Origin of the sequence: Candidatus Rickettsia kedanie (assembly GCF_045865205.1) — a bacterium.
GTDB classification, from domain to species: domain Bacteria; phylum Pseudomonadota; class Alphaproteobacteria; order Rickettsiales; family Rickettsiaceae; genus Rickettsia; species Rickettsia australis.
The window spans coordinates 1-18,139 of record NZ_BAABMM010000005.1 but is presented as its reverse complement, the minus strand read 5'-3'; the positions used below and the strand labels follow the sequence as shown (position 1 = coordinate 18,139).

The window sequence follows — 18,139 nt, the reverse complement described above, 5'->3', positions numbered from 1 at the left end:
AATATATAAATAAAAATTTTATACTAATACGGTAATCAATTTTAAGCAAGTAAAGGTTATAATTAATATGTTAAGAATAGTGCAAAAATTAGGGATGATTTTGTTTGTATCCAGCATAAGTATTAATAGTTTTGCTAAAAGCATGTATGATGATGTAGATTCTGCTCCTGACTATGATAGTACACCGTATTATGAACACGAAGGAAGTTTAGTTTTCAAGATGCGTCTAGGAGGTGTTTTCTCAAGTACTAAGCAAAAAGTACTACCTACTCCTACCTCTTCTCAACCTGTTCCAGTAGGGGAAGTTGCAAAAAACGGTTATGGAGGTGATGCATCTACTACTATATTCTTTAACAATTATTTAGCTACTGAATTATCGCTTGGCTTTAATGTTTTACGCACTAAATATACATCCCTTGCAGCCGTTGCTCATAATTATGGCGTTGATAATGTCAAACTAGGAAAAAACAAACCTATTTATATGATTCCTGCAACGGTTACCGGACAATTTCATATAGCCCCTTACGGTGGAATAAGACCGTATATAGGCATAGGTTATCACGGTTCTTATATGCTTACGCAAGCTACCGGTCTTAAAATTAGAAACGGACACGGTGCCGTAGGACAAATAGGTGTAGATTTTTATGCTAAAGATGATACTTTAATCAATATTGACGTAAGACAATTTTTCTTAAATCCTAAACTTGAGTACAAACCGAATTTAGTAGGTACTAAAACCGTGACCTCTAAAGTTAAACTTAATCCTTTAATCCTTTCTATAGGTATAGGATTTACTTTTTAAGAATATACGGCACTTTTCTATGTCATTCCCGCGAAAAAGCGGGAATCCAAAATAAAAGTGTAAACAGCAAATTTTTAAAATTAAAAGCTCGATTTATCTCATTTTATGATGGGTTCCTGCTTTCGTAGGAATGATATAAGTGTCCACGCAACAACGCCACGCGGAAATCACATAAGAGAACGGGAATAACATATAATAATTAAGTAATCCATCTATGTCCCTACAAATTATCCAGTTATTATACTTAGTTGCAGCTGTTTGCTTTATTCTATCACTCAAATTCTTATCCTCACAGAAACAAGCACGTTTAGGTAGTACCATAGGTATCTTGGGAATGGTGATAGCAGTCGGCGTTACTTTTTTCCTTCCGGATTTTACTCATAAATTACCGATTATAGCAACCCTATTATTAGGTGCTATAATCGGAGGGATTATTGCACTTAAAATCTCCATGACGGCAATTCCTCAATTAGTAGCAGGTTTTCACTCTTGTGTCGGTCTTGCTGCAGTATTTGTAGCTTACGCTACGATACTTGCTCCTGAAAATTTTTCTATAGGAATAGCAGGAAGTTTACCGATTAATTCATTAATAGAAATATCAGTAGGCGTCTCTATTGGTGCTTTAACTTTTAGCGGTTCGGTTATAGCTTTTCTAAAACTACAAGGCTTAATGAAAAGTAGCCCGTTAAAATTCTACGGTCAGCCATATATATGCTTATTAACGGCAATAATATTAGTTATTCTAGTAATATATTTTATTCGTTCAGAAAATATATTTTTATTTAATCTAATAGTCTTTTTATCGCTGTTAATCGGAGTATTACTAATAATACCGGTAGGTGGTGCAGATATGCCTGTTATAGTATCAATGCTAAACTCTTATTCAGGTTTTGCGGCAGCAGGTATAGGCTTTACGCTTAGCAATAGCCTACTTATTATTACCGGAGCATTAGTTGGTAGTAGCGGAGCTATACTTAGCTATATAATGTGCAGGGCTATGAATCGTCCATTAATCAAGGTTATTTTTGGAGCATTTTTATCTATACCTACCGGAATTAACAAGGATATAGACGACGATAAAATAGCAAAAACAAGCTGCCCTGAAGATGCGGCACATTTACTACTTAATGCATCATCGGTGATAATTGTTCCCGGTTACGGTATGGCAGTAGCCCAGGCTCAGCATATCATAAAAGAGATGGTTGATATATTAGAACATTCAGATATTAATATACGTTTTGCCGTACATCCGGTAGCAGGTAGAATGCCAGGGCATATGAATGTTTTACTTGCAGAAGCTAATATAGATTACGAGAAAGTACTTGAGCTTGAAGAAATTAATAGAGATTTCGCTACCACTGACGTAGTGCTTGTGATTGGGGCAAATGATGTCACTAATCCTGCTGCCAAAAATGATCCAAACAGTCCAATTTATGGTATGCCGGTACTCGATGCTGAAACAGCACGTACGATTTTGTTTATTAAACGTTCTATGGCTTCAGGATATGCAGGTATAGAAAATGAGCTATTTTATCACGATAATACTTTTATGTTATTCGGCGATGCTAAGAAAGTAGTTGAGGAGATAGTTAAGTTTCTAAATGAAGATTGACTTAAATCACTCTATTTGTTATAGTTTCTTAAATTAAGCCAAAAAACAATTATCATGAATTCGCAAAAAACATTACCGCTTCTACCAAAAGCCACGGCTATGTGGTTAATTAGAAATACTTCTTTAACTTTTAAACAAATTGCCGATTTTTGTGGTATTCATGAATTTGAAATAAAAGGTATGGCTGACGGTGAAGTAGCACAATCTATAAAAGGTTTAAATCCAATTGCAAACGGTCAGTTAACTTTAGAGGAAATTGAGCGTTGCAGTAAAAATTCTAATGCTAATTTACAAATTTCATATAGTCCTGCTGATGAATTGATGAACAATCAGAAAAAACAGCGTGCTAAATACACCCCTATAGCAAGACGTCAAGATAAACCGGATGCTATATATTGGTTATTGTCTAATTATCCGAACATCCAAGACCATCAAATAATTAAATTAATAGGCACTACTAAGACTACTATAGATGCTATTAGAACTCGTAGCCATTGGAATATGAATTCTATTCGTCCTCGTGATCCCGTATTACTGGGGATCTGTAGTCAAATAGACCTGAATAAAATAGTAGCAAGCCTAAAGCCTACACAAAATCCTATGAAAGAATCATAAAATTATACTAACTTCTATCCTGCGAAAAGCTTGCTTACGTGAATTATTCTTTGATTGTTATCCCCGCCTATTGCGTGGATAGCAAATTGTCATTGCAGGCAGCCGTAGGCATTGTGGCAAGCTCATGCAATAATAACAAACTCTTGAGATTGCATACGTACAACTACTTATGTAATTTTCTTGCAATGACGTTAAAAACCATCCTGCGAGCTTGTGGTAGAATTCAGTTTAAAATACTAAAGCTATTAGTATTTTAAGTTGTTTTTGAATACCGTGGTCAAGCCACGGTATGATATCGAATGGATTTTTTTATGGATTAGAAAAGTGATTATTGCCTAATAAGTCGTTTATCGCTAGGGAAACTATAACTTTTATCGGTAGAACGATAGGGACAAATATCAATTCCTCCGCGCCTAGTATATACTATATAAATAGAAAGAAAGTCAGGATTTATAGCGTTTTTAATATCTGTAAAAATACGCTCAGCACACTGCTCTGCAAACTCATGACAATTTCTAAAAGATATTAAATATTTCAGAAAAGAATCATGTTTTAACTTTTTTCCTTTATATTTTATAACGATTGAACCCCAATCCGGTTGACCGGTTACTAAGCAATTTGATTTTAGTAAATTAGAATTAATCTCTTCTTCTACTAAAACATCTTCATACTCAACTAAACTATTATCGGGCGGACCGTAATTATTGCATACTATATCTAAATCATCGATATTTTTACCGCTTGGAATACCAAATGCTATTTTTGTATTTATAGGAAATATGCGTCCTGTTACTTTAGCGTGTGTAACATTACTTAGATCCTGCAAGATAATTCTTGCTAGTTCTTCTACTGATTCAACAACAAAATTATTAAAAGAATTTAGATATAGTTTAAATGATTTTGATTCTACTATATTTTCAGAATCCGTCGGTATATAAAAAGTGCCTACTCCAACCCATGGCTTACCTTTCTTATTAAGACAAGATAGTTCATATGTATTCCAAATATCTACACCGTAAAACGGAAGATTATTACTATTTATTCCAAGTTCGTTTCGATTATTTATACGTGGAATTTTAAATAATAAAGTCGCATCATAACTATCTTTATAAGTACTTTTTTTACCAAGTAAAGAAGTTGATAAAGGCATTAATTATGCTCCTTGTACTAAAATTTCTTTTTGTTGTAATTCATCATATTCTTTTAGCATATAACCGCGTCCCCATACTGTGTCGATATAATCTCTACCGCCAGCAGCATCACTTAACTTTTTACGAAGTTTACAAATAAATACGTCAATAATTTTCATTTCCGGTTCGTCAACACTACTATATAAGTGATTTAAGAACATTTCTTTAGTTAAAATAGTTCCTCTTCGTAGTATTAATAGCTCTAAAATAGCATATTCCTTGTTCGTCAAATGTACTTTTTTGCCGTCAACTTCTACAGTTCTAGTATCTAGGTTTACGCTAACCTTATCAAACCTAAATACTGATGCTGCATGACCTTTAGAACGTCTAACTATAGCTTTAATTCTAGCAATTAATTCCTCTCTTACAAACGGCTTGGTTAAATAATCATCGGCTCCAGAAGAGAAACCGGTAATCTTTTGATCCGTATCCGTTAAGCTAGATAAAATTAAGATCGGGGTTTTTATTTTTGCAGCACGCAATCTTAATAATATCTCAAAACCATTAATATCCGGTAACATAAGGTCTAAAATCACTAGATCATAACCACCGACTTTACCAAGCCTTAAACCTTCCACACCAACTGAAGCTTTATCGCAAACTATACCTTCTGAAGCTAAAGTTAGCTCAATTAAGTTAGCCATTTCCGGCTCGTCTTCAATTAACAAAACTCTCATTATTTTTCTCCATAAAATTCAATTTTTATATTGTGCTATAATTTCATTACAGTTAATTATTGTTAACTAAATTATAATTTTTTATCTAGTGCTTTATACTCATTAATTACATCAGTAAAGAATATTGAATCAAATTGATAAAATTTTTACTATCAACTCTATCTATGATTTAAAAACCATGGCGTTTAAAAACAAAATTTATTAAATAATGCAATGATTTTCTTAGTTTTGATGCTCTGACATTTTCTTATGATATAAGGCACCAAAATCTATAGGATCAATCATTAAAGGCTGGAATCCTGCATCTTGAGTACAGCTAGCTATAATTTTTCTAGCAAATGGAAATATCATTGCCGGACAATGAACAGATAACAAAATCAGATGTTGTTCAGAATCAATACTAATTAAATTAAATACTCCAGCATATTTTAATTCTATATGAAATAATTTATATTTTTCATTTCTTGCAGTTGCTTCGATATTTAACTCTACTTCATAGAAATTTTCTTCCGATAAATTAGTAATATTTATATCTAGAGATAAATCAATTTGAGGGCGTTGATCTAAAGCCGCGAGAGAAGACGGGGCAGAAGGGTTCTCAAGAGATAAATCTTTTATATATTGTGCGTTAACGGAAATATGCGGCATTGCCTCATTAGTATCGGTGTTTATTGTACTCATAAAAATCCTTATTAAAAATTTAATATAATTTTCTAGAGCCTATCTACGACTTTATTTTGATTGATAATTAAACAGATTGTTAAGCAAAAATTAATAAGATCTTTATAGGAATAGTATTCTTATTTCAAAAAAATCTCATAATTTGCGGCTAATAAAGATTTTAATTAGCTTTAAAATTAAGATCATGAACAGGTTCTTACATAAAAAAGTTATGTTAACGGTAAAGTTACGCCTACTTGTTTCATATATTTTCCTTGGCGATCGGCATATGAAGTATCACAAATTTGATCACTCTTTAAAAATAAAAACTGACAAGCTCCTTCATTTGCATATATTTTAGCAGGTAATGGAGTAGTATTAGAAAATTCTAAAGTTACATGTCCTTCCCACTCCGGTTCTAACGGAGTCACATTTACTATTATACCGCATCTTGCATAAGTGGACTTGCCGACACAAATAACTAATACATCACGCGGTATTTTAAAATATTCTATAGTTCTGCCAAGAGCAAAACTATTAGGTGGAATAATACACACATCTACTTCTCTATCAACTAAATTATATTCACTGAAATTTTTTGGATCAACCGTAGTAGAATTTATATTTGTGAATATTTTGAATTCATTAGATACTCTAGCATCATAACCGTAAGAAGATAAGCCATAAGAAATAATCTTTGCTTTATTATGAACTCTTACCTGCTTTTCCGCAAATGGCCTTATCATACTTCGATTTATAACAGCTTCCTTTATCAACTTATCTGACATTATAGCCATAAAACTTAATTTAATTAATAAACTGATGATTATAACTCATAATTATTTACAATACAAAATTTTTCTTTAAAACTATAAGTCTAAGACTACTTGAATAATGATAGTAATAATAATACAACATTATATATTTTAAATTAAATTATTACAAATTAAAATAGTTTTTTATTGTCAATTCTGAAAAGTATTATTATATTATAGTGTAGTTGATTTATATTGATTAATACTAAAAATTTATAGTGTAGTTGATTTATATTTATGAATACTAAAAATTTATTTTGTATAGTAAATTTGATTATTTAAAGTTTATGGGGACTTATATTAAAGATGAAAAAATTATTATTAGCTGCAAGTATTATTTGCTTTGCATCGGCTGGTCTTGCCGAAGAAAATCCAACACCTGTTATTTCTAATTCTGATACTGAAATAAAATTAGAAGGATTGTATTTATTTGAAAGCGGTTATATTAAACAGAATCATTTAATTTTATTTGATAAAAATGTAACTGATAACAGGAAAAAGTTAGGGTTTGACACGGAAGCAGCATTTGCGGCAACTATTTCTAAAACTATCAATGATGTAATAGCAGGTGCTAAAATAGTGCTTCAGCCTACTACAAGAGCAAAAACCTCTGCAAGTTATAACGGATCACATATCTTTATTGAAACTAGTTACGGTAAAGTAGAATTAGGTTCTCCTGTCGATGCAAGTTCTAAATTGCGTGTTACCGGCTCTCAAGTAACCGCAGGTACCGGAGGATGGTATAGATATGCTCTACTTGATGGGCAATATATGAGGTATAATGGTTTAAAACCGGATTTCGACACTGGTGCTAGCTTTTATCTTGCATCATACTCGAACTCTTTTGATCAAATCAATGCAAAAACTGAAAAAGCTAGAAGACTCAACTTTTTCACACCTAAAATGAAAGGCTTCCAGGCTGGTATCTCTTATACTCCCGATACTGCTAATACGGGCGGTAACAAAGATATGAATAATTTAAAGTGTGAAAGCTCAGGAAGAAACGGAGTTAGTGTTTCTAGAACCGGAATAAAGACGGTTTCCTTAGGAAATGGCGAAACTATGACTATAAATCAGAATATTAGAGATGCTTTTTCTGCCGGCTTAACTTATGAACATGAAATTAGCGAAGATGCAGACTTAAAATTATCCGTTACCGGAGAGTATGGTAAACCTGCTCGTCGTCTTGTTCATGCTAAAATGGAAGGCACTAAGGTAATAGAAGTATTGAATACCTATAAGCTTTCTAATTTAAAAGCATATAATCTTGGAGCCATATTTACTTATGGTAATTTCTCTTGTGGGGCTTCTTACGGTAATTTAGGTAAAAGCTTAACCGCTAAGGAATATTATAAAGTCGGTCGTGATACCTATTATTACAATGGAGCAGTTGCTTATGGACAAGGACCTATAAAGACAAGTCTTGAATATCTTAAAACTTCAAGATATAAAAACACCGTCGATGCTGTGAGCCTCGCTACTGAATATAAGATTATGCCTGGTTTATTACCATATGCTGAAATTTCTCATTTCCAAGCTAAAGGTAAACCTGTATATTACCCTGAAGCACCTAGTAAAACAACACGAGGTACTGTTGGTCTTATAGGTACAAAACTTAAGTTTTAATTATTATTCCCATTACTACTATAATCAATGCTTAGAGCAATCTTATGTATAGTACTGGACAATTTTTAAAAAGCCATCCTATGTGTTATCCCTGCGAAAGCAGGGATCCATGCTAAAAAATCTTGATTTTAAAGATTTTTTAGGTTTTACTGGATTCCGGCGTTGTTGCATGGCTCGCAAAACCCACTCTATGTCATTCCCGCCTCCGCGGGAATGACATAGAGTAAAAACTTTCTAGTATCTTACGCCTTGATTATTATACCTTTTTAATAAACTATCAACAAATTATAGTTTTGTCTTCACATAATAGCTTTTGTCTACTCTTCTAACCTTTAAACCCATTCTATTAGCTTACAGCTCTCTAATTCTTGTCAAATTATACTTAGCTTTGTACTTTAAGTCCCCAGTGAATTTTGAAAAATTCCGGTTATACTGCCTTTTGATTAAATAAAATTATATATTTTATTTTTAGCTATTGACTTTCTCTGATTACCATATATTGTGTTGCAACCATAATATATGGTAATTATGTGATATATGATTTTTATTATTTTAAAACAGGAGTAACACTATTAATCATGCTCAATTGACAACCTCAGGATATTCCTTTGTAAATGGATTAAAAGCAATTACAAGATATGCAACCGCTGCTAAATTATTATTTAAAGATGCATATAATTTTGTTTCTAGTTCCAACTTAAAAAAATATTTACAATATTACATGCTTTAAATATTCAGAAAGTCTATACAAAAGACAGGGATTTTGAGGCAGCATTGAAGTTTTTTAATATGAAATAGGATAATTCTCTCAAGATAAAGATAGATGTCACTCAGAACATAGAAAAACCAACGTCAGAAGACCGTGAAAATTTTTTCTCTCCTATATTAAACGTATTTAAAAACATGATGGAAACAAGTAATATTATAGATAAATATATTACTGCAATCCCTCATTTAATGAGTATAGGTTTTACAAAAAAAAAATTTCAAACCCCAACCATGTTATAAGTAAATTTGATGCAATAAAGGTACCAGCACTTATGGCTGCTGCTACCGCTATCGGAAAACCTTTAATAGATATAATTAGCGAGGATTGTTCTACTATAATTCAATTTTTTAAAGATAGTAATAAGCTATTAACCGGTGTTTATAACCTTTTCGGTAATAATATGAAGATTTTACATATTATCAGTTAGAGGAAAATCATCAGGATAATCAGGTTGATATTATAGGAGTAGGAGATAGTAACATCTATTAATTTAAATAGGTAAGATGAATTTCAAAACTTTTCATAATAGAACGATACAAGCGAATTTATAGATAATGCGCTTGTATCACACCATATAAAATATGCTATTTTTTTGTATACACTCAAATTATGATGAAAATCTATTATTTTTAGGGAAACCCATAGGCGGTAATTTACCAGTACTACCTCTTTTTCCTAAAAATGCAATGATATTTTTCTCAAGTTTTACTTTTCCATTGTTGTTCCAACCTAAGCCATCTTCTTTATTAAATATTTTAATATCAAGTAACTTTGCATTCTTAAATTTTTGCAGCGTTACGCCTTGCCCCTTTTTCATTTCAGGTATTACATCTACATTAAATACCAATAATTTACGGCTCTCACCGATACAGGCAACGGCATCACCCGCTACAGGTAAACAAGCTATACATGCATGACCATCCGGTACATTCATAATTTGCTTCCCTGTTTTTGTTTGAGCTATTACTTCGTTTGAATTAACTAAAAACCCCTTACCTACACTACTTGCGAGTAATAAAAGCTGATCAGGTTTATGGACTAAAATATTAGTAATATCGTTATTGCCTATATCCACAAGCAGCTTTATAGATTCGCCGGTTCCTTTACCTTTGGAAATATTATCGGCAAGCAAAGTAAAAAACCTACCTTCCGAACTAACTATTAATATTTTATCGGTTGTATAAGCTTCTAAAATAAACTTCTCTGCATCACCTTCTTTATATTTAATATTCGATAAATCAGTGTTATGACCTTTTAGTGAACGCACCCACCCCATTTTTGAGCAGATAATAGTAATCGGCTCTTTAGTAATAAATGCTGTTATATCAACTACTTGATTCGTAAGCGTTACTTCTTCAAAGCTTGTACGTCTATCTCCTATTACGGTATTTAATCCAAATTTCGTTTGTACTGCTTTGATTTCTTTTTTAACTATTTTCCATAGTTCTTTAGGATTATTTAAAATCTCTTCTAATATAGCTTGTTGCTTCTGCAAATTACTATGCTCATTAATAATTTCCTGCTCTTCAAGCTTACGGAGCGAACGAAGACGAGTATTTAATATTGCTTCTACCTGTATTTCGGTTAGTTTAAACTGCTCCATCATTATCGCTTTCGGCTCATCCTCTTCACGAATAATTTTAATTATCTCATCAAGGTTTAGATAAGCTATTCTAAGCCCTTCTAGAATTTCTAAACGATGCTTGATTTTATTCAAAAGATAAGTTGACCTGCGAGTAACAATATTCTGTCTATGAGCTAAAAACTCTTGTAAAACCTCTAAAATATTCATTACTCTAGGCACGTTATTACTGCCGATCACATTCATATTGAGCTGAATGCGGCTTTCTAAATTCGTTAGCTTAAATAAAGACTCCATAACTATCTGCGGATCACAACTACGGTCTCTTGGCTCTATAACCAACCTTATAATGTCGGTTGATTCATCTCTAATATTGCTAACAAGCGGGATTTTTTTATCCTTTAGTAATATTGCTATTTGTTCTATAAGTTTTGATTTCTGAACCTGATAAGGTATTTCGGTTACGACTATCTTATATGTACCGTAACTTAGCTCCTCTTTTTCCCATCTACTTCTCACTCTAAGACTACCGCGTCCGGTAGTATATGCAGCATTAATAACTTCAGCTTTATCAATAATTATGCCGCCGGTCGGAAAATCAGGACCTTTGATAAAGTGCATTATATCATTAATTTCAGCTTTCGGGTGGTCGATTAAATGTATTAGAGCATCACAAAGCTCATGTAAATTATGCGGTGGTATATTGGTTGCCATACCGACTGCTATCCCTTCAGAACCGTTAGCTAGTAAATTCGGAAAACTTGCCGGCATTATTATCGGTTCTAAATCGGAATCATCATAAGTAGGGCGAAAATCTACCGTATCTTTATCAATATCTACCATTAATAAAGTACATATTTCCGTCATACGTGATTCGGTATAACGCATAGCTGCTGCATTATCACCGTCGATAGAACCGAAATTACCCTGCCCGTCAATCAAAGGATAACGTAACGAAAAATGCTGAGCAAGGCGTACCAAAGTATCATACACTGCCACATCACCGTGCGGGTGGTATTTACCTATTACATCACCGACCACCCTTGCACATTTCTTATAGCCGGAATTCGGCTCAAGCTTTAGCTGTAGCATTGCGTATAATAACCTACGATGTACAGGCTTAAGTCCATCGCGTACATCAGGAAGCGAACGTGACATAATCGTTGACAACGCGTAAGCAAGATAACGCTCCGATAATGCATTACCAAAGTCAATATTTTCTATTTTAGCTTCTTTCATAAGTTATTTAATTTTTATTTATCGTCATTGCGAGAAGAATTACGGAGTAATTCGACGAAGCAATCCAGTTAAAAATTCTGATTTACAGAATTTTTTTAATTATTCTCTGGATTGCCACGTCGCTTCGTTCCTCTCAATGACGACTGTGTATCCACACAACAATGCTCACTAACAATGCCAAGAATATCCAAGCATCTTCATGTTTTATCCAATATTTAGTTTCTTTCAATCTTTTATCTGCAAGTTTTGAAAATGCTATATCTTCCCCAATTGTCATTTCATCAAAATCTTCTTCATCTATTATCATAAATTATTCCAATTATATTATTTCAACACACAACTTTGCTTATTATATGCTAGTTTCTTACAAACCGCTTTAGCTTGACTAAGACTACCATAATCACCGGCTAAGATTAAATAGAAAAATTTTCCGTCGTCATATTTAACTTTTTTGGTTGTGATAACAACATTTTTAAGAATTTTTGGGAATTTCTTTTTTATTCTTTCCCCTTCTTGCATTGCTTCTGCTTCAGATTTTACTGAACCTAGTTGTACCTTATAACTTTCATTATTTTTACAATTTTTAGCATTACTAACCTTATTCTTACTTCCTTTTTCAAGCTTTATTATATTTAAATCAGTTTCATTTTTGGCGTTATTACTTGGCTCTATTAATGCAATAAGGTTGGATATTTCATCAAAAGATTCATCACTTTGACCTTGATTGCGAGAATCTATACTCATAGGTTTCTCAGGATCAGGAAGCAATTTTACGGTTTTAATATTTGTATCTTTAGCAATAAGATTTTCATATATCGTACTATGTACTGCTGCTATTTGGTTATTTTCTATTATAGATGGTCTTATTTTTGTAGGCAGCTCATCAGGATAAATAGTAATTACTGGCTTACTATTCTGATAATATTGATCACTAAAATAAATACCGGATATACATATCAAGCATACTAGACATATTTTAACAAAAACATTATTGATCATATTGCATGGCTCAGTTTCACCACTGTCACCCCGTGGCTTGACCACGGGGTCCAGTAAAAAAATACGAATACAAAAAGCTTGATTTATCTTGCTTTATGCTGGATCCCGTGGTCAAGCCACGGGATGACAGGATTAGTTGCCTCATATTACATCCTATCCATAGGTTCTACACCTATCACTTCAAGACCGTTAGCTATAACTTTCTGTATGGCACTTGCAAGAGCAAGACGAGCAGTAGTTAATGCTTTATTGCTCTCAATTACAAATCTATAGTCGCTATTTTCTTTACCAAAATTCCACATAGAATGAAATTTTGAAGCTAAATTTATTAAATAAAATGCAATGCGGTGCGGTTCAAAATATTTTGCAGATGTTTCTAATGTTTTTGTCCAACTAGCTAAAAGTTTTATGATCTCAATTTCTTCTTCTGAGGATAATAAAGATAAATCATACTTGCCGTCTTCAAAGTTATTATAAGATTCAGGCATTAATGCTCTAGCTTTTGATAAAATTGATATTGTTCTTACATGTGCATATTGTACATAAAAAATGGGGTTTTCTCTTGATTGTTCTTTCACTTTTACTAAATCAAAATCAAGCGGCTTATCATTTTGTCTTGTTAACATCATAAATCTTATGATATCTTTCCCCACCTCATGATTTACATCTTGTACACTAGCAAAGCTTCCAAGACGTTTTGACATTTTAACCGGCACACCGTTTGCAACAAAATTGACCAATTGACAGATTTTAACGTCTACTTTAACTTGCTCTTTGCCTAGAGCCTTAACTATTGCCTCAATTCTTTTAACATACCCGCTATGATCAGCACCAAGTATATAAATTAGGTGGCTCACTCCCCTATCTATTTTATCCTTAGCATATGCAAGATCGGAAGCAAAATAAGACCAACTTCCGTCAGCTTTTTCTATAGGACGATCCTGACTATCACCATAGTTAGTAGATTTAAATAATTTTTGAACTCTGTTATCCCATTCATCGTGAACTTTACCTTTAGGAGCGGGGAGTATTCCTTCATAAATCAGCCCCATACCGGTAAGTAATTTCACTGTTTCCTTTATTTCGCCTTTATCATGCAATGACTGTTCAGAAAAAAATATATCATGTTTAATACCAAGATCTGCTAAATCTTTTCTATTTAAATCAAGCATCTTTTCTACGGCAAAATTTTTGACTATTTTGAATCTTTCCTCTTCATCCATCATTAATAATTTATTACCGTATTCTTGCGCCAAAATTTGCCCAAGCGGAATTAAATACTCGCCTGGATACAAACCGGCAGGGATAGTAATTTTCTCGCCCAGAGCTTCTCTATAACGTAATAATACCGTACTAACTAAATCATTTATTTGCGAACCTGCATCATTAACATAATATTCTTTTGTAACGAAATAACCTACTTTTTGCAAAATTCTAGCTAGCACATCACCATATACTGCACCCCTAGCATGCCCTATATGCATTGGACCGGTGGGATTTGCCGAAACATACTCGATGTTAATATTTCTGCTTTTATCTATATCAATTTCAAAAAACTTTTCTTCGTGCTGTAGAATATCTTTAATTGCTATCTGCCAAGTTTCGGCTTTTATAGTAAAGTTAATAAAGCCGGGTCCTGCTATTTCTATACTTGCAATATAAGGTAATGTTATAAGGATTTCTTTAAACTTTAAAGCCACTTCCCGAGGAGAAATATTTTCTTTAGCAGCAATAATCATTGCAATATTACTTGATAAATCGCCGTTAAAACTATCTTTCGGAGTTTCAATAGTAGCATTATTTGCTATTTCTTGATTATTATATAATTGCCTGCTTGCCGCAATTATATCTTGTTTTAGTTGATTAAATATATTCATAATTAAGTTTTTAGATATTATTAAAATTCAGCGAACAAAGCTGATTATATTCTTGAATAGCAAAACGGTCGGTCATACCTGCTATATAATCGGCAATAATTCTAGCTTTACTATATGTTTCATTAGAGTCTATTAGCATTTTCCAATCAACCGGTAATAAATTAATATCATCCATATAAACCTTAAATAGACCTTGTACGATTTTAGTACATTTAAGGCTGATGGCCGTAATTTTATTACTTTTATAAACTCGCTCATGCAGAAACTTTTTAGTTTCCTTAATACGGTCATTAGTTTTTTCGGTAAAATCCACTATCTGATAATTTAAGTTACGTATTTCGTCTATATTAATAATTTTTTCTTTATTTAAATTTTCTTTTGTTTGCCATAATAAATCGGTAATCAATTCATGCATTAGCTTACGTACTACCTCATAAATCAGACAAGAGGAGCTAATATTCTTAAATTTTGATTTGAGTTCAAAAACATGCTGATCAATATATTTAAGCTCAGCAAGACTATTAAAATCGATCATTTTAGCACCGATACTATCTTCCAAATCATGCGAAATATAGCTAATATCATCGGCAAGTGCTGCTATTTGAGCCTCCGCCGACGCATAAGTACTAAGCTCTAAATCATTTTGTTTATTATACTCCGCTATATATTCATTTATTTCACCAGCTATAGGACCATTATGTTTTACGATTCCTTCTAAAACTTCCCATGTTAAATTTACTCCGTTATAAGCCGCATATCTTTTTTCAAGTAGTGTTAGTATCTTTAAAGATTGAGCATTATGGGAAAAGCCGTTATACTCTTTCATACATTCATTTAAAGCTTTCTCTCCCGCATGACCGAAAGGCGTATGCCCAAGATCGTGAGCAAGTGCTATTGTCTCAGCTAAATCACTTGATAAATTTAAAGTATTAGCAACCGAACGTGCAACAGTCGCAACCTCTAGGGAATGAGTTAGCCTATTTCTGTAATGGTCTCCCTCATGATTAATAAAAACCTGAGTTTTATATTGCAAACGCCTAAATGCATTGGTATGAATAATGCGATCACGATCACATTCAAACTCGTTTCTATAAGAGGTAGGGATTTCTTTATATAATCTTCCCCTACTTTTAAGAGGATCAGAAGCGTATGAAGCAAGCATCGTTATCCTTTATTTTGAAAGGCGTTATTATGAGTCTCTTATGTCATTCCCGCGTAGGAAAAAATCCAGTAAAATCTATAAAAACAAGTTTTTATAGATTTATTTTATTAAGTATGCTTATTATTAGGCTATTTATTCTGGATTCCTGCCTACGCGGGAATGACATAGAACCGCTGTACCAAAGCTACACCACAACGCCATCTTGAAAAAATATTCATTATACTATATAATTTACAAGACTTTTACAAGGTAATTTTGGTGACGGTAACAATTACGGATAGAGCTTTTCAACGAGTTTGCGAGTTAATAGAGCTAGAAAAAGATAAGAATTTAGTACTGCGAGTTTCTGTTGATAGCGGCGGTTGTTCAGGACTTATGTATAATTACGAACTAGTCTCAAAAGATAATATAGAGCAAGATGATTATGTCATTACTAAACATAATGCTACAATTATTATTGATCCTATCTCTCAAAAATTTATGCTAGATTGTACTTTAGATTTTATAGAGGAACTCGGCAGTTCATATTTCAACGTTAGTAATCCGCAAGCTAAAGTAAAATGCGGCTGCGGTAATTCTTTTTCGGTGTAACGTGTCACATCCCGTGTCTTGACCACGGGATCCAGTTAAAATACTAAAATTATTAGTATTTTTTATTGTTTTTATGGACCCCGTGGTCAAGACACGGGATGTGACACAGTAGGTTTTACTGGTCCACGCAACAATACCTATTATCACCATAAGGAGGATAGGCTATTTCTTCATTATTATTACTATTATTCTCCTTCTTATTATCATCTTCTTCATCTGAGCTATTAAACTTTGTTTTAATGTTTCAGCTTGAGGTTTTCTTAAATTTAGTCCTTGTTCTCTACATTGCTCCATAGAGAGAATTTCAAGACCTTGAGATTGTCTTACTAAATTATCACATACAAAAACTCCACAGTCCGAAGTATTTCCTTCTTCTTGTTGTGGAGTTTTCAAATCTATTATTTCTGCATCAGAACAAACCTCGGTAATAAAGGCTACTAAGTCAGGACGATCGTTTAACGATCGACCCAAAGGATCATTATAAGTAAATATTATCTTATTTGTATTATCATCTTTAGTAATCACCATACTTACCCAATACCCATGTCCTGTATTAATAGGCATAAGTACAACTTTACCTTTGTTCTGCAAATCCTCATGCACTCCCTCTCTAAGTGCATCTCTTAATTGGTCAGGGCTTGTTAAATCAACATTGGTAACTGTAGAGAATTTATTTTTATCTATATTTGCTTCTAATATATTTTTTATATCATCTTCACTATACCAGTAATCCGATTCTTGTATATTTTCTATAGTGTGAAGCGGGGTATTTCTTGTTGGCTGTTGTTGTGTTTGCTGCGGCTGAATTAAAGCTTCTTCTTGTTTTTGAAGCTGCATATCATTTTGTTTATTTGTTTCTTTTTGTTCATTAGTCAATTGCTCATTTTGATTTTGTTGTACTTTTGGCCACTCCTTGGCTTGCGGCTCCGGCAGTGGTACAAAATCATTTATTAGAATCTGTGTATCGCTGAAAAATTTTGTTCTGTTAACCTCCTCGGTAAACATACTAAGATCTTCTATTTTGCCTTTTTCAAGTATTGCACTTATAAAACCAATATTTTCATATCCATATCAAAAGCTTTTAACGCTTTTGATACTAATGCTTATTTTTCCTTATCATCTTTATCGCTTCTACTTGCAGCTCTCAAATATTCAAGCCCTGCTTTGTATTAAATTTAATTTAAATAAAAATTCTGCTACAGATATATGAAGATCTTTTTCTAAAGATACATAATGTGCTTTCGTTTCTCTTTTATTTTTTACAATACTAAAAATTTCATGCAGAATATTACTACTCTCCTCAATATTGGCTATACTTAAACTTACTTTAAAATATTTCATTGCTTCATGAATTAACTTGATAGCACTTACATTTTCATTTTTACTTTTATACCATTGCCCTAGTACTAAAAGTAAGTCACTTATTTTTTTACAAATATTGCTAAAAATGTACAGAATGGTATCATAACCATAGAAAAAGTTAGAATCTTTATCAATTTCTAGAGCTTTAATATATTCTCTTATTGCTCTAAACCAATCTAATTCTGATTTACTATTTTCATAAATCATACCTAAATAATAATGAGCATTGGCTTTTATCTCATCTATAGATATAACAACAACCTCAACTTGCGGTCTCATAAGTTTATCAAGCCACGCTAAAGCTTCGGTATAATACTCTGTTGTTCCGTTATTTTTTAATGTCCCTATCGGGGATGAGAAATCCCTTCACCTAAAGGCGAAGGGAAGATATAATGAAGTTACCTTGGCAACTAATTTATAAAGAGATATGAGGCGTTATAGAAAAAGTAGCCATAGCCAGTATGATTTGAAAGTACACATTATATGGATACCAAAGTATAGAAAGAGGGTATTAACGAGAAAGGTAGCGGAGAGAGCTAGAGATTTATTGAGGCGGATTTG

General features: G+C 32.8%; 18 protein-coding genes. 7 read left to right on the top strand and 11 right to left on the bottom strand.

Going from position 1 to position 18,139, the window contains the following annotated elements; translation table 11 throughout:
• The first annotated feature begins 67 nt into the window (after positions 1–67).
• The 3 genes from ACKTSD_RS00535 (at position 68) to ACKTSD_RS00525 (ending at position 3,029) form a co-directional block, all read left to right on the top strand.
• Positions 68–802, top strand: a complete 735-nt coding sequence (locus tag ACKTSD_RS00535; RefSeq protein WP_412707517.1) for an OmpW family outer membrane protein — start codon at positions 68–70, stop codon at positions 800–802.
• Positions 803–1,016: 214 nt separating this feature from the next.
• Entirely contained in the window at positions 1,017–2,414 is a 1,398-nt protein-coding gene (locus ACKTSD_RS00530) for an NAD(P)(+) transhydrogenase (Re/Si-specific) subunit beta (RefSeq protein WP_412707516.1), read from the top strand.
• A gap of 54 nt (positions 2,415–2,468) precedes the next feature.
• Positions 2,469–3,029 carry a cell cycle transcriptional regulator TrcR gene (locus tag ACKTSD_RS00525; RefSeq protein ID WP_412707515.1) on the top strand — a complete coding sequence of 187 codons (561 nt, stop codon included), beginning with the start codon at positions 2,469–2,471 and terminating at the stop codon, positions 3,027–3,029.
• Positions 3,030–3,357: 328 nt separating this feature from the next.
• Here ACKTSD_RS00525 and queF read toward each other — a convergent pair whose 3' ends face one another.
• The 4 genes from queF to dcd form a co-directional block, all read right to left on the bottom strand.
• Complete coding sequence (gene queF / locus ACKTSD_RS00520; RefSeq protein ID WP_412707514.1) at positions 3,358–4,179, bottom strand: NADPH-dependent 7-cyano-7-deazaguanine reductase QueF; 822 nt, start codon at positions 4,177–4,179, stop codon at positions 3,358–3,360.
• 3 nt (positions 4,180–4,182) lie between these two features.
• Entirely contained in the window at positions 4,183–4,896 is a 714-nt protein-coding gene (gene ctrA, locus ACKTSD_RS00515) for a response regulator transcription factor CtrA (RefSeq protein WP_412707513.1), read from the bottom strand.
• A 222-nt stretch (positions 4,897–5,118) separates the two neighbouring features.
• Positions 5,119–5,577 carry a protein-export chaperone SecB gene (gene secB, locus ACKTSD_RS00510; protein WP_412707512.1) on the bottom strand — a complete coding sequence of 153 codons (459 nt, stop codon included), beginning with the start codon at positions 5,575–5,577 and terminating at the stop codon, positions 5,119–5,121.
• A 209-nt stretch (positions 5,578–5,786) separates the two neighbouring features.
• Positions 5,787–6,353, bottom strand: a complete 567-nt coding sequence (gene dcd, locus ACKTSD_RS00505; RefSeq protein WP_412707511.1) for a dCTP deaminase — start codon at positions 6,351–6,353, stop codon at positions 5,787–5,789.
• 324 nt (positions 6,354–6,677) lie between these two features.
• On the opposite strand from dcd, the gene ACKTSD_RS00500 reads away from it, so the two are divergent.
• Together ACKTSD_RS00500 and ACKTSD_RS00495 are read left to right on the top strand one after the other, a co-directional pair.
• Entirely contained in the window at positions 6,678–7,997 is a 1,320-nt protein-coding gene (locus ACKTSD_RS00500; RefSeq protein WP_412707510.1) for a porin, read from the top strand.
• A gap of 1,040 nt (positions 7,998–9,037) precedes the next feature.
• Positions 9,038–9,193: a hypothetical protein gene (locus tag ACKTSD_RS00495; protein WP_412707509.1), complete on the top strand. Its 156-nt coding sequence runs from the start codon at positions 9,038–9,040 to the stop codon at positions 9,191–9,193.
• Positions 9,194–9,373: 180 nt separating this feature from the next.
• Here ACKTSD_RS00495 and parC read toward each other — a convergent pair whose 3' ends face one another.
• The 5 genes from parC to ACKTSD_RS00460 form a co-directional block, all read right to left on the bottom strand.
• The gene (gene parC / locus ACKTSD_RS00490) at positions 9,374–11,587 is read right to left on the bottom strand and encodes a DNA topoisomerase IV subunit A (RefSeq protein ID WP_412707508.1); all 2,214 of its coding nucleotides are present in this window, start codon (positions 11,585–11,587) and stop codon (positions 9,374–9,376) included.
• Between the two features lie 133 nt (positions 11,588–11,720).
• Positions 11,721–11,894: a hypothetical protein gene (locus ACKTSD_RS00485; RefSeq protein ID WP_412707507.1), complete on the bottom strand. Its 174-nt coding sequence runs from the start codon at positions 11,892–11,894 to the stop codon at positions 11,721–11,723.
• 17 nt (positions 11,895–11,911) lie between these two features.
• Positions 11,912–12,586 (bottom strand): SPOR domain-containing protein, encoded by a 675-nt coding sequence (locus tag ACKTSD_RS00480; protein WP_412707506.1) that lies wholly within the window; start codon positions 12,584–12,586, stop codon positions 11,912–11,914.
• A 146-nt stretch (positions 12,587–12,732) separates the two neighbouring features.
• Entirely contained in the window at positions 12,733–14,463 is a 1,731-nt protein-coding gene (argS, locus tag ACKTSD_RS00465) for an arginine--tRNA ligase (protein ID WP_412707504.1), read from the bottom strand.
• Between the two features lie 10 nt (positions 14,464–14,473).
• Positions 14,474–15,625, bottom strand: a complete 1,152-nt coding sequence (locus ACKTSD_RS00460) for a deoxyguanosinetriphosphate triphosphohydrolase (RefSeq protein WP_412707503.1) — start codon at positions 15,623–15,625, stop codon at positions 14,474–14,476.
• A 258-nt stretch (positions 15,626–15,883) separates the two neighbouring features.
• Here ACKTSD_RS00460 and ACKTSD_RS00455 point away from each other — a divergent pair, with 258 nt between their 5' ends.
• On the top strand, positions 15,884–16,216 hold the full coding sequence (locus ACKTSD_RS00455) for an iron-sulfur cluster assembly accessory protein (RefSeq protein WP_412707502.1): 333 nt from the start codon (positions 15,884–15,886) through the stop codon (positions 16,214–16,216).
• A gap of 162 nt (positions 16,217–16,378) precedes the next feature.
• Here ACKTSD_RS00455 and ACKTSD_RS00450 read toward each other — a convergent pair whose 3' ends face one another.
• Positions 16,379–17,221 carry a Ulp1 family isopeptidase gene (locus tag ACKTSD_RS00450; RefSeq protein WP_412707501.1) on the bottom strand — a complete coding sequence of 281 codons (843 nt, stop codon included), beginning with the start codon at positions 17,219–17,221 and terminating at the stop codon, positions 16,379–16,381.
• A 147-nt stretch (positions 17,222–17,368) separates the two neighbouring features.
• Positions 17,369–17,857: a hypothetical protein gene (locus ACKTSD_RS00445; RefSeq protein ID WP_412707500.1), complete on the bottom strand. Its 489-nt coding sequence runs from the start codon at positions 17,855–17,857 to the stop codon at positions 17,369–17,371.
• 148 nt (positions 17,858–18,005) lie between these two features.
• Here ACKTSD_RS00445 and ACKTSD_RS00440 point away from each other — a divergent pair.
• Positions 18,006–18,139, top strand: a 134-nt coding sequence (locus tag ACKTSD_RS00440) for a transposase (RefSeq protein ID WP_412707556.1), incomplete at its 3' end; no start/stop codon positions are given.

What these genes read in the sequence shown, in the direction of transcription:
- argS (WP_412707504.1), bottom strand. Translation starts at nt 14,463, where the DNA reads ATGAATATATTTAATCAACTAAAACAAGATATAATTGCGGCAAGCAGG.
- secB (WP_412707512.1), bottom strand. Translation starts at nt 5,577, where the DNA reads ATGAGTACAATAAACACCGATACTAATGAGGCAATGCCGCATATTTCC.
- ACKTSD_RS00500 (WP_412707510.1), top strand. Translation starts at nt 6,678, where the DNA reads ATGAAAAAATTATTATTAGCTGCAAGTATTATTTGCTTTGCATCGGCT.
- ACKTSD_RS00485 (WP_412707507.1), bottom strand. Translation starts at nt 11,894, where the DNA reads ATGATAATAGATGAAGAAGATTTTGATGAAATGACAATTGGGGAAGAT.
- ACKTSD_RS00530 (WP_412707516.1), top strand. Translation starts at nt 1,017, where the DNA reads ATGTCCCTACAAATTATCCAGTTATTATACTTAGTTGCAGCTGTTTGC.
- ACKTSD_RS00445 (WP_412707500.1), bottom strand. Translation starts at nt 17,857, where the DNA reads ATGAGACCGCAAGTTGAGGTTGTTGTTATATCTATAGATGAGATAAAA.
- parC (WP_412707508.1), bottom strand. Translation starts at nt 11,587, where the DNA reads ATGAAAGAAGCTAAAATAGAAAATATTGACTTTGGTAATGCATTATCG.
- queF (WP_412707514.1), bottom strand. Translation starts at nt 4,179, where the DNA reads ATGCCTTTATCAACTTCTTTACTTGGTAAAAAAAGTACTTATAAAGAT.
- ACKTSD_RS00450 (WP_412707501.1), bottom strand. Translation starts at nt 17,221, where the DNA reads ATGTTTACCGAGGAGGTTAACAGAACAAAATTTTTCAGCGATACACAG.
- ACKTSD_RS00495 (WP_412707509.1), top strand. Translation starts at nt 9,038, where the DNA reads ATGGCTGCTGCTACCGCTATCGGAAAACCTTTAATAGATATAATTAGC.
- ACKTSD_RS00460 (WP_412707503.1), bottom strand. Translation starts at nt 15,625, where the DNA reads ATGCTTGCTTCATACGCTTCTGATCCTCTTAAAAGTAGGGGAAGATTA.
- ACKTSD_RS00525 (WP_412707515.1), top strand. Translation starts at nt 2,469, where the DNA reads ATGAATTCGCAAAAAACATTACCGCTTCTACCAAAAGCCACGGCTATG.
- dcd (WP_412707511.1), bottom strand. Translation starts at nt 6,353, where the DNA reads ATGGCTATAATGTCAGATAAGTTGATAAAGGAAGCTGTTATAAATCGA.
- ctrA (WP_412707513.1), bottom strand. Translation starts at nt 4,896, where the DNA reads ATGAGAGTTTTGTTAATTGAAGACGAGCCGGAAATGGCTAACTTAATT.
- ACKTSD_RS00535 (WP_412707517.1), top strand. Translation starts at nt 68, where the DNA reads ATGTTAAGAATAGTGCAAAAATTAGGGATGATTTTGTTTGTATCCAGC.
- ACKTSD_RS00480 (WP_412707506.1), bottom strand. Translation starts at nt 12,586, where the DNA reads ATGATCAATAATGTTTTTGTTAAAATATGTCTAGTATGCTTGATATGT.